Source organism: Ruegeria sp. HKCCD7221, from assembly GCF_013031225.1.
GTDB lineage: Bacteria > Pseudomonadota > Alphaproteobacteria > Rhodobacterales > Rhodobacteraceae > Ruegeria.
The window spans coordinates 348,711-362,606 of record NZ_WPZE01000003.1; the positions used below are offsets into that span (position 1 = coordinate 348,711).

Below are 13,896 nucleotides of genomic sequence, written 5' to 3' on the forward strand. Positions count from 1 at the left end.
GCTTAAGCCTGAAACCAGCCATTGCAATCGGTCGTTAAACACCCGGCACTTGTCGCAGAAACGGCATTGGTCCATTTTCAACAAATGAACGTCTTGGGGCGCAGGAGATGGATAAACCACAGACTAAGTTCACATCTGCCGGTAACGTCGCGGTAGCCTACCAGGTCGTAGGTGATGGTCCCGTGGATTTAGTTTATGCATCCGGGTAGCTTCACAACATAGATGTTGTTTGGGAACACCCTGGGTACAACCGTTTCCTTTCAAAATTGGCTGGGCGTAGCAGACTTATCTTGTTCGACAAGCGCGGAACTGGGATGTCCGATCGCGAGGTGGGTGCCCCAACGCTGGAAGAGCGCACCGATGACATACGTGCTGTCCTGGACGCGACGGGCTCGGAAAAAGCATCAATATTTGGTGTTAGCGAAGGCGGCAACATGACGACAATGTTCGCTGCCAGCTATCCAGAAAGGGTCAGCAATGTCGTTCTCGTCGGTTCCTAGGCATGCCGCGCTTGGAAACCTGACTGGCCCTTCGGGGTGCGGCGGGGCGATTTCGAAAAGTTTCTTGAGAATATGCAACAGAACTGGGGCGATACTGCCGAGTTTCTGTCCGAGCGTGCCCCAAGCGTCTGGGAAGATCCCGCCGAACAAGCGTTTATGAGTCGGCTATTGGTCCAGTCTGGCAGCCCTGGAACTGCGGTAAACATCACCCGATTAAATTATGAACTCGATATTCGGCCAATCCTATCCGCCGTGCATGTCCCTGCGCTGGTGCTCCATTCGCGCGGCGACCGTACAGTCTCGCTCGACGAGGCAGAGTACATTTCCGACACCCTTCCGTATGGAAGCCTGAAGATACTTGAGCGTGAAGATCACCTGCCATGGGTCGGCGACGTAGATGAAGTTGCAGACGAGATTGCAAAGTTCGTAGGCGCCCCGGAAAGCGCTGAGTTTGGCGACCGTATCCTGGCAACGATTGTGATGACCGACATTGTAGGATCGACCAAAGCTGCGGAGGAAATGGGGGATGCCCGCTGGAGAGAGTTAATTGATGCCCATGACACCACAGCGGCTCGAATTATCGCCCGTCATGGAGGCAACCTCGTGAAGACAATGGGCGACGGTGTTTTGGCCACATTCTCTGGGCCGAGCCGAGCCGTCTGTTGCGCGCGTGAGCTTCAATCCGAAATGTCAAAATTGGGGCTTACTCTGCGCGCTGGTATTCACATCGGAGAATGCGAGCTTCGCGGTCAGGATGTTTCAGGCATCGCGGTCAACATGGCCGCCCGAATCCTAGATGTAACGCCCGGAGGTTCGTGCCGCGTGTCATCCATTGTTCGAGAACTGACGGCTGGTTCGGGTCTGGAGTTTGAGCAAGTTGGGACCCACCGTTTCAAGGGAATTCAGGGTGAATGGGTGTTGTACGCCATCGCGTGATCTCTCTGGGGTTGAAAATCAGTCGCTCATAAGGTCGCGTGTGATCAGCCGCGAGTGCATTGGGTCCTCTGTCTCCGCCCCAAACCTTCTTCGTTGTCTATTATAATGGATCAGGAACGTAGACACTGGGGTCTCTCTATTTTCCCGTTTCTGTTCATTTCTTATACTCCATCGGGTTCTGGTTACCATAAGGCCGGTGGTCGCGCTGGATAGAGCTAACGAGCTCTGAGGCCTCGAATTCGGATCTGATGCGCAGATTGACAGCCGTCGCTTCCTTATCGTGACTCTGGTGGATGGCCGCGGGAGAGAGAACCTGGTGCTGGTTGGCGGCAAATTGCTATCTGGCTTGCGGGTCACGAGGGAATTGGACCGACTGATTGGTCAGCAGGACGCGCCCAAAACCATCATCTCGGACAATGGCACCGAATTCATCAGCATTGCCGTGTTCGGATGGGCGCGTATCTTCCTCGCTGGCGAATACAGGAGGCGACGGATGGGGCGGAAAACACTCAAAGAGGGTTTGGCCCTCGGCCACTCTTGACCCTTATGAGCGCGGTCTGGCAACGCTGTTTCGTGTCACGATGGTGTGGTCCAAGTACATCAATTCTGCAGGTGCTGTATTGTCTTCGAGTAGGTCCAGAAGGATCTCCATCGCACGTTGCCCGATGAGATTCCGCGCCTGATGCACCGTCGTCAGTTCAGGCTGAAAAATCCGTGAAAACGGCACGTCGTCGAAACCCATGACGGAAATTTCGCCGGGGACCGAGTATCCATGTTTCTGTAGGCCCCGGATGACGCCCATCGCGGATTCGTCATTTGCGCAGAACGCAGCGGTGGTATCTGGATGCTGCGCGAACAGGTGATCCGCTGCCCGCTCTCCATCGCCGTAAGTGAAGCCGCCGGGAATGGTGCAGATTTGATCCGTTAGGCCGGTTTCCGTCATCGCCTGAATATATCCGGCCCGCCGGTCTTTGGTCAGCGCATTGCCTTCAGGTCCGGTGACATGCGCGATCCTCTGATGCCCCTGGGCAAGCAGATATTGCGTGGCATCAAACGCGGCCTTCTGGTTGTCGGTCCCGACATGCGCGTAGCCTGCGCCCTCTGGACGTTCCGAGATTGACACGATCGGAGTGCCCTCGGGCAGCATTCCGTCAGGGGGGGCAGTTCCGTTCAGAATCAAGGCCCCGTCCGCGCGCCCGTTGCGCAGGTTTTCGAGGATATTTTCATAGCGCGCGTCGTCCCCATTGGTGTTGCCGATCAGGATCGTCAGAGTGGCGCGAGTCGCGACCGCTTCAATGCCCGACAGGATCTTGGAAAAGAATGGGTTGGCAATATCCGGAAGGATAACCAAAACCGTACCCGACCGGTTGCGCCGCAGCATCTGTGCTGCTGTATTGACGCTGTATCCTGTCTCGGAGACTGCCGCAAAAACCGCATCCCGAGTTTTTTTGGACACGATATCAGGAGATTGCAATGCCCGGCTGACCGTTGCGGTTGAGACACCGGCAACTCTGGCAACATCCCGAACTGTGGGCCTTTTGGTCGAACTTCTTGTCATGTTGAAAGCTTATAGCAGCGTGAAACAAAAAATGTAATGGTTTACATTCATCATGAAAACGATTACATAGATTCGCGGCAAAGATGCTTTTTTGGCCTTGGGAGGGGAAATGAAGCTGGGAGTTAATCTTCTATGCGTTGGCGGGCTGATCGGCGAAGCGCAACTGGATTTCTGTCAGCTTGCTGCTGAGGCCGGGTATGACGGTGTCGAAATTCCCGTCTTGGAAGGGCAGCCAGACCACTACGCCTGGCTGGGCGCTCAACTCGATGCACTCGGGCTTGAGAGGACCTGCACCGCGATTGTTCCTGACCCCAAAGCAGATCCAACCAGCCCAGATCCTCTGGTTCGGGCCAGAGGTGTCGCGCATCTGAATTGGATACTGGATTGTGCGACAGCACTTGGCGCGCAAACGATCGGCGGGCCTTTTCATGCGCCCATCGGACACTTTACCGGCAGCGGCCCGACGGCTGACGAATGGCAGCGCGGCGCAGAAGCCCATCGCGACATGGCAGGCAAAGCGGCCAAGCGCGGCATGCTGCTGGCTTTGGAGCCTTTGAACCGGTTCGAAACCCATTTCCTGAATACTGCCGAACAGGCCGCGCAGTATTGTGAGCTGGTCGGCCACCCGGCTTTTGGGATCATGTACGACACCTTCCATGCGCATATTGAGGAAAAGGATCAGGCACAGGCGATTGCCTCCCTGTCCGGTCATATCAACGTTCTGCATGCCTCGGAAAACGACCGGGGCACGCCCGGCACGGGACAGATCGACTTTGGTGCGGTGTTCTCTGCTGTCAAGAAGACCGGATTTGACGGATGGGTGGTGATGGAGGCCTTTGGCGCAGGCGTCCCTGAACTTGCTGCAGCCACCCGGATCTGGCGGCCGATGTTCGAGGATCATCCGCAGTTGTTTCGCGACAGTGCCATGTTCATTCGCAATGGGTGGGCGCAGGCATGAGCGGCGATATCATCTTTGAGATGAAGGGGATCACCAAGGTGTTTCCCGGCATCAAGGCACTGGACGGGGTCAGTTTTTCCGCCCGTGCGGGCGAGGTTCACGCTCTGGTCGGCGAAAATGGCGCGGGCAAGTCCACTTTGATGAAGGTGCTGTCGGGCGTCTATCAGGCTGAAGAGGGCGATATTTTCCTGCGCGGTCAGAAGGTCCGGTTCCAGCACCCGCTTGAATCGCTCGCGCAAGGCGTCAGCGTGATTTATCAGGAATTCTCGCTGCTGCCCGACCGAACGGTTGCCCAGAATATCTTTCTGGGACGTGAACCCACACGCAGTTGGGGCCTGCTGGATACCGAGAAGATGCGGCGCGAAACGCAGGACGTGCTGGCGCTGTTTGGCGACCGTCATCGTTTCGGCCCGGAAACTTTGGTTAGCGATCTGGATGTCGCGCAACAGCAAATGGTCGAGATTGCCAAGGCTTTGTCGCTGAATGCGCAAGTGATCGTCATGGACGAGCCGACTGCGGCCCTCAACGATACCGAGTGTGATCTGCTATTCCAACTGGTTGATGATCTGCGCGGTCAGGGCCGCTCGATTGTCTACATTACCCACCGTATGCGCGAAATCCGTCGTCTGGCGGACCGTGTCACAGTGATCAAGGATGGCAAAGTCGCTGCTGCCTTTGACCATGTGCCCGAAACCGGCCGGATCGTCGAAGCCATGGTCGGGCGCGATATTGGGCACTTCTATCCCGAACCTGCGACACCGGAAGAAATCGGCGATGCGGTTCTGACAGTGCGTGGTGGCGGTAATGACCGGTTGTTCGACATTGATCTTGAGCTGCGCGCAGGCCAGATCACCGGGTTTGCAGGCGTTCAGGGGGCAGGTCGCACAGCGCTGGCGCTGGCTTTGTTCGGGGCAGAGCCGTTTGAAACCGGCACCGTGACAGTCGATGGGAAATCTGTCTCTCTTACCAGCCCGCGCAGCGCCGCCAAGGCCGGGATTGCGATGCTGCCCGGCGACCGCAAGGCCGAGGGGTTGATGCTGATGCAATCGGTCCGTGACAACGGCATGATTTCGGCCCGGGCCTTTTCCGGCACCTTGGGCGCGCCGGATAAAACGCCGATCACAACGCTCGATCAGATGGACGCGCTTTTTGATGCGTTCGATCTGCGCGCTGCAAATTACGAGGTCGAGATTCAGTCTCTGTCCGGTGGCAATCAACAAAAGGCCATCGTTGCGCGCTGGCTGTCCTTGGCCCCTAAGGTTTTGATCTTTGTCGAACCAACCCGAGGCATCGACGTCAACACCAAGGCGGGGATCTACGCCCAGATGCGCAAACTGGCGCAACAGGGGGCGGCAGTCATGGCGATCTCATCCGACCTGCCCGAGGTGTTGGGCATCTCGGACCGGGTGCTGGTTATGAGCGACGGCAATATCGTGGCCGAGTTCGGACATGGCGCCAGCGAAACCGAAGTCATGCACGCCGCGACAGAGGCGCATCTGGAATTGGAAGCCTCATGAATATCCCAAGACCTAAAAATCTTGCCGCGCTGGCCCCATTCCTGCTGCTTTTGGCGGCTATCGCGGTCTATGTCTCTGTCGCGATTGCAACCGGGCAGACCCAATATCTGACTGCTGAGAATCTTCTGGGCCTGCTGGGGCGCTCCATCGCGTTGGGGATCACAGCGATTGGGCAGACCTTTGCCATCCTGATCGCCTCGATCGACCTTAGCGTGGCTAACCTGATCTCGGTTTCGGCGGTGCTTGCGTCCTCTATCATGTCGGGTGATCCATCCATGATGCTGCCTGCAATTGCGGCGGTGTTGGCCGTGGGCGTTGTGGTCGGCCTGATCAACGGTCTAGTGATCACCCAGTTTGAGGTCAATCCGCTGATCGCCACGTTGGGCATGGCGCTGATCCTGCAAGGGCTGCTGAGCGCGACCTTCAACAACTTTGCCGGAGAGGTTCCGGAAGAGTTTCAGGTCTTTGCCTATGGGCAGGTTGGCGGCATCTCGATCAGTCTGATTTTCCTGATCGCGCTGACCGTGGCCGCGTGGGTTTTTCTGCGCTTTACCCGCGCAGGCTCCAATATCTATTCGGTCGGCGGCAACCCAGACGCATCCAAGCTTGCGGGGATGCGGACGACGCGCGTCGTTATCATGGCGCATGTGATCTGTTCGGTCTGCGCCACTATCGCGGGGCTGTATCTGGCAAGCCGCTTACGCTCGGGCGCGCCGTGGATCGGTCGGGACGGGGTTTATGATCTGGAATCCATCGCTGTGGTGGTGATTGGCGGAACGGCTCTGTCCGGCGGTCGCGGCGGGGTTTGGGGCACGCTGATGGGCGTGATGATCTTTTCTCTGATCGACTCGATCTTCAACATTGCGGGCGTTGATGCCTTTGCCAAACAAATCCTGCGCGGGGTCATAATCGTGGCCGCGGTCGCCGTCTACGCCGTGCGCAGCCGGAGGATCGAGGCATGATGGCCCGACTGAAACAGATCAACCCGGTCTTTCTGGTTCTGGCTCTGCTATTCGTGGCGATCGCGATCCTTTCGCCGTACTTCCTGCAACCGGCCGGGTACATGAATTTCCTGAAACGGGCCGCGCCAATTGCGATTTTGGCGGTGGGGCAGCTTTACGTCATCAACTCGGGCGGGTTCGACCTGTCGGCGGGGGCATTGGTGACGCTGACGGTGATCGGAAGCTCGATCCTGCTGGACGGGGATGCCAGCGCGACGTGGTGGGTTATCCTGGCCATGCTGGGGGTTGGTGTGATCGTCGGCGCGGTGAACGCGCTGGTGGTGTCGTGGCTCAAGGTGCCGTCGATCATTGCTACGCTGGGGATGATGATCACCCTCAGCGGGATTGCCCTAACATGGTCGGGCGGAGCGCCGCGCGGATACCTGCCCGAAAATTTCCGGTTCTTCGGCCGTTATCTGATTAAGGACTTGCCGCTGATCAAAATCCTGCCCGTTGCGGTGATCGTGATGGTCGTGGTCTGCGTCGCGATGTGGTGGCTGATGCACCGCACCAACTATGGCAAGCGGCTGATCGCCATGGGCGACAACCCAAAGGCCGCATTGTTAGCCGGAGTCCCACTCACGGAAACCCGAATTGTCGCCTTTGTCATGTCTTCGGTCTCGGCTGTACTCGCTGGAATATTGCTGGGCGGGTTCGCGGGCGTGTCCACCGATGTGGGGGTCGGGCTGGAATTGCAGGCCATCACCGCTGCCGTCATTGGCGGGGCGCAGTTGCTCGGCGGGCGCGGCACCGTGGGGGCAACCATCGCAGGCGCGCTGGTGTTGCAGGCGATGTTCACGCTGCTCAACATTTTGGGCTTTCCCAAACCCATCCGTGACGTGGTGCAAGGGCTGATTTTGATCTCGGCGGTTGTGATCGCCGGATACCGACGACGCCGATCCGGGGGATAGGCGCCCCAAACAATTCAGAGGAGGAAACAAGAATGATCAACAAATTCACGGCAACAGCCCTGACAACGCTGGCGTTGGCTTTGCCCGCCCAAGCGCAGAACTTCGACGACCCGGTCGAATTCGCAAAACAAAAAGACATGCTGGGCGCGGCAGCCAATGGCGATGCGACAACCCCTTGGCTGCAGTACTATGGCGACGTGATGGCGGATACTTCGGGCTACAAGAAAGATGGCCCGCACACGATCTGTTTCTCGAACGCAGGCGTGAACAACCCTTGGCGCGTGGTTGGTTGGAACACCATGCAGGCCGAGGTCGAACAACATGACAACATCGCGGAGTTCGTTGTAACCGATGCCGAAGGCTCGGACGATAAACAGATCGCCGATATCGAGGACCTGCTGGCCGGTGGCACCTGTGACGCGCTGATCGTGTCCCCCAACACAACGGCTGCTTTGACCCCTGCTGTTGAAAAAGCCTGCGAGCAACTGCCAGTGATCGTGTTTGACCGTGGCGTGAATACCGATTGCCCGGTCACGTTCATCAAGCCAGTCGGCGGCTATGGCTTTGGCATCCAGTCCGGTGAATTCATCGCCGCCAATGCGCCCGAAGGCTCGGACGTATTGATGCTACGCATCCTGCCCGGCGTGGACGTTCTGGAAACCCGCTACTCTGCCGCCAAGCGCATTCTGGAAGAAGCCGGTCTGAACATCGTCGGTGCCGAGTTCACTGATGGCGACCGCGCCAAGACTAAGGCGATTGTCGAGGACTATATCCAGCGCGGCAACCAGTTGGGCGCGGTCTGGATGGACGCGGGCGCAACCTCGGTCGCGGCGATCGAAGCGTTCGAGGATATGGGTCTGGACGTGCCGATCGTCACTGGCGAGGACCAGCAGGACTTTTTGCAGAAATGGCAGGAGATTGGCATGAACACCATCGCGCCGACCTACCCGACCTATCAGTGGCGCACGCCCATTCTGGCAGCTTTGAAAATTTTGGATGGTGAGGCGATCCCCGGACCAGAATGGAACCTGCCGCAACCGGCGATCACCAATGACAACCTGGGTGATTTCGTAAACGCATCCATGCCTCCGCTGCACTATGCGGCCTGTGGCTGCGAAGGCATGCCGGGCTATCCGGAACGCTGGGGCGGCAAGTAATCGCCTTAACTCGTCAGGCCCCGGTCGGGGCCTGACACACAGGATTTTCATGGGAGGCTGATATGCCGGGTACGATCAAAGGACCGGGGTTATTTCTGGCGCAGTTTGCGGATGATGTTGCTCCGTTCAATTCGCTTGGGTCGATGGCGGAATGGGCGGCTGGTCTTGGGTACAAGGCAGTTCAGATCCCGACATTTGACGGGCGGCTGTTCGATCTGGACAAGGCCGCAGACAGCCAGACCTATTGCGACGACGTGCTGGGCACCTGCCGCGATGCGGGCGTTGAGGTCAGTGAACTGTCGACCCACCTTCAAGGCCAATTGGTCGCCGTTCATCCCGCTTACGATCAGTCCTTTGACGCCTTCGCGCCCGAGACCGTGCATGGAAACCCTCGGGCGCGGCAGGACTGGGCTGTGGACCAGGTCAAGAAAGCCGCCGTCGCTGCACGGCGCATGGGGCTGGATACGACCGTCAGCTTTACCGGATCGCTGGCCTTCCCCTATCTTTATCCGTGGCCGCAACGCCCGCAGGGTCTGATTGAGGAAGCTTTTGCCGAGCTTGCCCGCCGCTGGCGTCCGATCTTCGATGCCTATACCGATCAGGGCGTTGCCATTGGCTTTGAAATCCACCCCGGGGAGGACGTGTTTGATGGTGCCACCTTCGAGATGTTCCTCGACGCCGTAGACGGGCACGAGGCCTGCCAGATCAACTATGATCCCTCGCATTTCCTGCTGCAGCAGATGGATTATCTGGAATTCATCGACCTCTATCACGAGCGCATCTGCGCCTTTCACGTCAAGGATGCCGAGTTCAACCCGACTGGGCGGCAAGGTGTCTATTCTGGCTATCAGGGCTGGACCAATCGGGCCGGCCGCTTCCGCTCACTTGGCGACGGACAGGTGGATTTCAGCGCGATTTTTTCGAAACTGACGCAGTACGGCTATGACAGTTGGGCGGTGCTGGAATGGGAATGCTGCCTGAAATCCCCCGAACAGGGGGCCGTCGAGGGCGCGCCTTTCATCGCGCGCCACATCATCGAAACCACGGACAAGGCCTTTGACGATTTCGCAGGGGGCGAGGTCGATCAGGCCATGATCCGATCCATGTTGGGGTTGCGCCAATGAAAACGTTGAAACTGGGTATGGTCGGGGGCGGGCAGGGTGCCTTTATTGGTGGCGTCCACCGCATCGCCGCCCGACTGGATGGACAATGGGACCTGGTGGCGGGGGCACTGTCATCCGACCCGCAGCGTGCGGAAACCTCGGCGCAGGAGTTGGGCATCGAACGGTCTTATTCTGATTTCCGCCAGATGGCGCAGGCCGAAGCTGCCCGTGACGACGGCATCGACGCGGTGGCCATCGTAACGCCCAACCACATGCACGCGGACCCGACCATCGCGTTTCTTGAGGCCGGGATTCACGTCATTTGCGACAAACCATTGGCGGCCACGGCTGAGGATGCCGCACGGATCAAAACTGCAGCCGAAGCGTCGTCTGCGCATTTCATCCTGACCCACAATTACACCGGTTATCCGATGATCCGTCAGGCGCGAGAGATGGTGCAGACGGGCGATCTGGGCAAACTGCGGCTGGTGCAAGTGGAGTACGCGCAGGACTGGCTGACGGAACCCGCCGCGTCTGACAACAAACAGGCCGACTGGCGCACCGATCCCGCGCGATCCGGGGCAGGGGCCATCGGGGATATCGGCACCCATGCCTTCAATCTGGCCCATTTCGTAACGGGTGAGGTCCCCTCGCATCTGGCAGCAGACCTGTCCAGCATGGTTCCGGACCGGCAGGTGGATGACAACGCCCATATTCTGCTGCGCTATGCCAGCGGCGCGCGGGGAATGCTATGGGCCAGTCAAGTTGCCGTCGGCAACGAAAACGGCTTGCGCCTGAGGGTCTACGGTGATCGCGGTGGGCTGGAATGGTCGCAGGAACATCCAAACCATATGCACTTCACCCGCTTTGGACAGCCCACTCAAACCCTGACACGCGGCGGTGCCGGAGCCTCTGATGCCGCCAACGCAGTCACGCGCGTGCCGGGCGGCCACCCTGAAGGCTATCTGGAAGGTTTTGCAACGCTTTATGCCCAGGCCGCCGCTTTGATAAGAGGAGACCAAAGCGTCGACTTGCTGCCCGACCTGCAAAGCGGGTTACTGGGCATGGCGTTTATTTCCGGCGCGCTGGAGTCTTCAAAGAAAGATTCTTGCTGGTACCGTTTTCCTTCGAATGTTCTGGATTCCTGAAAATTTGCGCCAGCTTGCCGATAAGGGCAGAAATTCCCGTAATCGTCTTGTAGCTAGCTCAAGGCATTGTACGTGGCAATCGATCTAGGGAAGAATTGCGAATTGGTTCAGTATTGAGCGGCCTTGGACGCACAGGAGCCAACGATGGTTCTGATGTGAAATTCGATGCAGAGTGTCGAAATCATCATAGCGTAAGCTAAGCGTCTGGCCTCGCGTCAAGCATTCCCGGAAAGTTCAGCGGTGCGGGTTGGGCCTCGACCGTCAGTTCACGGTGCCCTGACAGGTCGGGCTCGAAACCGACGCTGCTGCCTGAGGTAATGTGATGGCGCCACTGGCCTACTGGCGAAGTCACCGGGTGCAGTGTTGAGACCACTCAGCCCGGCAAAGTCCGAGCTCTTTGCATTCGACAAGGACGAAGACGGCATTCCTGACGGTGCAAGCGTCGATACCGAAGGCGGGGTTTGGATCGCGGTACCCGGCGGCGCGCAGGTTGAGCGCCTCTTGCCAGATGGGCTCTAGATAAATAACCGCATACCGGCGATATCGGTGATCTCCAGAAAGCCAGTTGGGGTCGCATTGGATTCAATTTTTACCTTAAATTGCTGCCAAAAGACGTGGACGTGCCGCATGGGCATACTATTGTGGTTTGCCTGTGCGAAGAGACACATTCGATATCTTTTCCCAACACCTACCGACAGGTGTCTGAACGCTCAGCTTCTCTTTGAAGGCTTGCGGAAGGGTCTTGCTTCTCCGCCCTTGTCGTTTCTGTGTTTTGAACGAGATGCGTTGGAACCTTTGTTTTTAGCCTTGTGAAGCGCTTTTCGTGCTCTCAGAGATTTAGATGAGTCAGAGGCGTTCTTGTCACGTTTTTGCCCCTTCTTTCCCTTCGCGGTGGGCTGTGATTTTGCCGTTCCGATCTCGCTTGTCCGCTGCGAGCGCAAAGCATTTGCCTGCTTTGGTTTGTCTTCTCTAGCTTGCCTATCCGATGTGCTTGCCGCGGGCTTTCTTCTGTCCTTTGGGCGTTCGGACGCAATCTGGGCATTTTGCTCTGAGCGTTTGGAGGTGCGCGCAGCATTTGACGGTTTGCCTGAACGAGGCCTTTTGTTCATGACAGCGTCGTCTGATGAATGTGGTGCCGCAGGCGGCCCCTTAGGCGAGGCATCGAAATCTGGTGTGCCCGCCAGCTCAGTCAGCGTCGCACCTTGCTCTATGGTGAGCTCGGCACCCAATTCTTTTTTCATTGCAGGCACTGCATCATTGGCAATCTCGACAAAAGTCTCTTGGTATTGAACGCGGATTGCGCCGATGGCGTCTTTGGAGAGACCCGCATTGCGGCACAGCATTGGCAACAACCAACGCGGCTCTGCACGCTGTTTGCGCCCCAAGGAAAGTGAGAACCAAGTGCTTGGCCCAAACGCCGCGCGCGTTTCAGATTTGCTTTTTTTAGTCTCTGACACCGTTCCCAGAATCTCCGGCGCTGAGTGGCGCTCTCGGTAGAGGCGCAAATAGGCTGCCGCGACCTGCTCTGGTGTCCTTCCCTTAAGCAGCCGTTCTGCAAAAGCCGTTTCCTCGACGCTTGGCAGCTCATCTAAGGCAGGATTGGAAATGATGCGCACCTCTTCCCGAGCGAGCACCTCATCCGCTGAGGGAGGAACGCCCCATTCGGCCTCCAACTTGGCCGTTTTCAGCAATCGTTGCGCCTTCGAGCGGTGCCGTCCTGGTACGATCAAGATGGACATTCCTTTGCGCCCGGCGCGGCCCGTGCGCCCCGAGCGATGCAGTAAAGTTTCCGCATTCGACGGGAGATCTGCATGGATCACCAACTCCAACCCTGGAAGATCAATGCCACGGGCGGCCACGTCTGTCGCAACGCAGACCTGCGCGCGCCTGTCACGCAGGGCTTGCAGTGCATTGGTGCGCTCTGTCTGGCTAAGTTCCCCTGACAGTGAGACGACAGAAAAACCCCGATTGGAGAATTTTGCGGTCAGACGCGCAACCATGGATCGGGTATTTGCAAACACGATCGCGGTTTGTGCGTCGTGATAGCACAGCAAATTGATGATTGCTTTTTCGATATCTGACGGGGCTACGTTCAAGGCGCTATAGGTAATGTCCGAATGCTGTGCTTCTGCGTTTCCAACCTTGATCCGCTGCGCGTCTTCCTTCTGGTAAGTCTGGGCAAGCTTGGCGATTCCTCGCGGAACAGTGGCCGAGAACATCAAGGTGCGGCGGTTTTCAGGCGTTTGGTCAAGGATGTATTGAAGGTCTTCGGCGAACCCCATGTCCAACATCTCGTCGGCTTCGTCGAGAACGACAGTCCGCAAATCGCTCAGATCGATGACGCCACGTGAGATATGATCACGCAGCCGTCCGGGTGTGCCGATCACGACATGCGCGCCGCGCTCAATCGTCCGGCGCTCTGTACGGGCATCCGTGCCACCGACGGCTGACGCAGTGACTATTCCGGCCTCGGCAAACAGCCAGTCGAACTCTCGCCGGACTTGCAAGGCCAGTTCGCGCGTGGGTGCAATGACCATGGCCAGCGGCACGGCTGGTCGGTCCAACCGACCGTGCTTGTCGAGAAGCTCTTTCGCCATCGCCAGCCCGAAGCCTACGGTTTTGCCAGACCCGGTTTGCGCAGAGACAAGCAGATCTTTTCCCGCCAGCGCTTCGTCTGACACAGCCTTTTGTACAGGCGTCAAGCCGCTGTAGCCTTTTTGGGAAAGTGCTATGGATAAGGTTTGCGGAAGGTCAGAGAAATCTTGCATGGGTCACCAAATGCGGGGAAAGACCTGGCGATAGTGGTATTTGGTGCGGATGTATAGTCCGTAAACTGCGTTTGAAAGAGAATGTGTCAATCACAGGAAATGGACTTTTTTACCCGCTCAACCGATGGCCGCTGTAAGAATTTTGATTAAACCAAATTCGAAATCGTACGTTTGCCGTTAGCACGCACTTGAACAAAGGCTTCATGGGTAGTGTTTTCCTTCAAGGTGGGGCATTAGCCGTGCACGTGCCTTGCGCGCCTTTAAACCTGACTGGGCGCCCGTTTGCTGAATCGGACAACCCAAAAGATTAGCCTGACGGAACCTGGCCAGACGTATTTT

Annotated in this window: 13 protein-coding genes; 11 read left to right on the top strand and 2 right to left on the bottom strand. The window is 57.7% G+C overall.

Annotation, left to right across the window (positions count from 1 at the left end):
- Positions 1-266: 266 nt before the first annotated feature.
- The 3 genes from GOX73_RS10760 (at position 267) to GOX73_RS10770 (ending at position 1,977) form a co-directional block, all read left to right on the top strand.
- Complete coding sequence (locus GOX73_RS10760) at positions 267-500, top strand: alpha/beta fold hydrolase (protein WP_171126025.1); 234 nt, start codon at positions 267-269, stop codon at positions 498-500.
- 72 nt (positions 501-572) lie between these two features.
- Positions 573-1,436: an adenylate/guanylate cyclase domain-containing protein gene (locus GOX73_RS10765; RefSeq protein ID WP_171126022.1), complete on the top strand. Its 864-nt coding sequence runs from the start codon at positions 573-575 to the stop codon at positions 1,434-1,436.
- Positions 1,437-1,800: 364 nt separating this feature from the next.
- Positions 1,801-1,977 carry a hypothetical protein gene (locus tag GOX73_RS10770; protein WP_171126020.1) on the top strand — a complete coding sequence of 59 codons (177 nt, stop codon included), beginning with the start codon at positions 1,801-1,803 and terminating at the stop codon, positions 1,975-1,977.
- A 3-nt stretch (positions 1,978-1,980) separates the two neighbouring features.
- On the opposite strand, the gene GOX73_RS10775 is transcribed toward GOX73_RS10770, so the two are convergent.
- Positions 1,981-2,994: a LacI family DNA-binding transcriptional regulator gene (locus GOX73_RS10775; protein ID WP_171126018.1), complete on the bottom strand. Its 1,014-nt coding sequence runs from the start codon at positions 2,992-2,994 to the stop codon at positions 1,981-1,983.
- Between the two features lie 109 nt (positions 2,995-3,103).
- Here GOX73_RS10775 and GOX73_RS10780 point away from each other — a divergent pair, with 109 nt between their 5' ends.
- The 8 genes from GOX73_RS10780 (at position 3,104) to GOX73_RS10815 (ending at position 11,308) form a co-directional block, all read left to right on the top strand.
- Complete coding sequence (locus GOX73_RS10780; protein WP_171126016.1) at positions 3,104-3,952, top strand: sugar phosphate isomerase/epimerase; 849 nt, start codon at positions 3,104-3,106, stop codon at positions 3,950-3,952.
- Positions 3,949-5,469, top strand: a complete 1,521-nt coding sequence (locus GOX73_RS10785; RefSeq protein WP_171134890.1) for a sugar ABC transporter ATP-binding protein — start codon at positions 3,949-3,951, stop codon at positions 5,467-5,469. The genes GOX73_RS10780 and GOX73_RS10785 overlap by 4 nt, the downstream gene beginning before the upstream one ends.
- Positions 5,466-6,431 (top strand): ABC transporter permease, encoded by a 966-nt coding sequence (locus tag GOX73_RS10790; protein ID WP_171126012.1) that lies wholly within the window; start codon positions 5,466-5,468, stop codon positions 6,429-6,431. The genes GOX73_RS10785 and GOX73_RS10790 overlap by 4 nt, the downstream gene beginning before the upstream one ends.
- Positions 6,428-7,381 carry an ABC transporter permease gene (locus GOX73_RS10795; protein WP_171126010.1) on the top strand — a complete coding sequence of 318 codons (954 nt, stop codon included), beginning with the start codon at positions 6,428-6,430 and terminating at the stop codon, positions 7,379-7,381. The genes GOX73_RS10790 and GOX73_RS10795 overlap by 4 nt, the downstream gene beginning before the upstream one ends.
- Before the next feature lie 32 nt (positions 7,382-7,413).
- Positions 7,414-8,538 (top strand): substrate-binding domain-containing protein, encoded by a 1,125-nt coding sequence (locus GOX73_RS10800; protein ID WP_171126008.1) that lies wholly within the window; start codon positions 7,414-7,416, stop codon positions 8,536-8,538.
- A gap of 62 nt (positions 8,539-8,600) precedes the next feature.
- Positions 8,601-9,662 (top strand): sugar phosphate isomerase/epimerase, encoded by a 1,062-nt coding sequence (locus tag GOX73_RS10805; RefSeq protein ID WP_171126007.1) that lies wholly within the window; start codon positions 8,601-8,603, stop codon positions 9,660-9,662.
- On the top strand, positions 9,659-10,789 hold the full coding sequence (locus GOX73_RS10810; protein WP_254429167.1) for a Gfo/Idh/MocA family protein: 1,131 nt from the start codon (positions 9,659-9,661) through the stop codon (positions 10,787-10,789). The genes GOX73_RS10805 and GOX73_RS10810 overlap by 4 nt, the downstream gene beginning before the upstream one ends.
- Before the next feature lie 363 nt (positions 10,790-11,152).
- Entirely contained in the window at positions 11,153-11,308 is a 156-nt protein-coding gene (locus GOX73_RS10815; protein WP_254429168.1) for an SMP-30/gluconolactonase/LRE family protein, read from the top strand.
- Positions 11,309-11,499: 191 nt separating this feature from the next.
- Here the strand turns inward: GOX73_RS10815 and GOX73_RS10820 are convergent, their stop codons facing one another.
- Complete coding sequence (locus GOX73_RS10820; protein WP_371808588.1) at positions 11,500-13,491, bottom strand: DEAD/DEAH box helicase; 1,992 nt, start codon at positions 13,489-13,491, stop codon at positions 11,500-11,502.
- Positions 13,492-13,896: the final 405 nt, after the last annotated feature.

Excerpts from the sequence above, each read along its gene's own strand:
- GOX73_RS10765 (WP_171126022.1), top strand. The coding sequence starts at position 573 with ATGCAACAGAACTGGGGCGATACTGCCGAGTTTCTGTCCGAGCGTGCC.
- GOX73_RS10775 (WP_171126018.1), bottom strand. The coding sequence starts at position 2,994 with ATGACAAGAAGTTCGACCAAAAGGCCCACAGTTCGGGATGTTGCCAGA.
- GOX73_RS10780 (WP_171126016.1), top strand. The coding sequence starts at position 3,104 with ATGAAGCTGGGAGTTAATCTTCTATGCGTTGGCGGGCTGATCGGCGAA.
- GOX73_RS10785 (WP_171134890.1), top strand. The coding sequence starts at position 3,949 with ATGAGCGGCGATATCATCTTTGAGATGAAGGGGATCACCAAGGTGTTT.
- GOX73_RS10790 (WP_171126012.1), top strand. The coding sequence starts at position 5,466 with ATGAATATCCCAAGACCTAAAAATCTTGCCGCGCTGGCCCCATTCCTG.
- GOX73_RS10795 (WP_171126010.1), top strand. The coding sequence starts at position 6,428 with ATGATGGCCCGACTGAAACAGATCAACCCGGTCTTTCTGGTTCTGGCT.
- GOX73_RS10800 (WP_171126008.1), top strand. The coding sequence starts at position 7,414 with ATGATCAACAAATTCACGGCAACAGCCCTGACAACGCTGGCGTTGGCT.
- GOX73_RS10805 (WP_171126007.1), top strand. The coding sequence starts at position 8,601 with ATGCCGGGTACGATCAAAGGACCGGGGTTATTTCTGGCGCAGTTTGCG.
- GOX73_RS10810 (WP_254429167.1), top strand. The coding sequence starts at position 9,659 with ATGAAAACGTTGAAACTGGGTATGGTCGGGGGCGGGCAGGGTGCCTTT.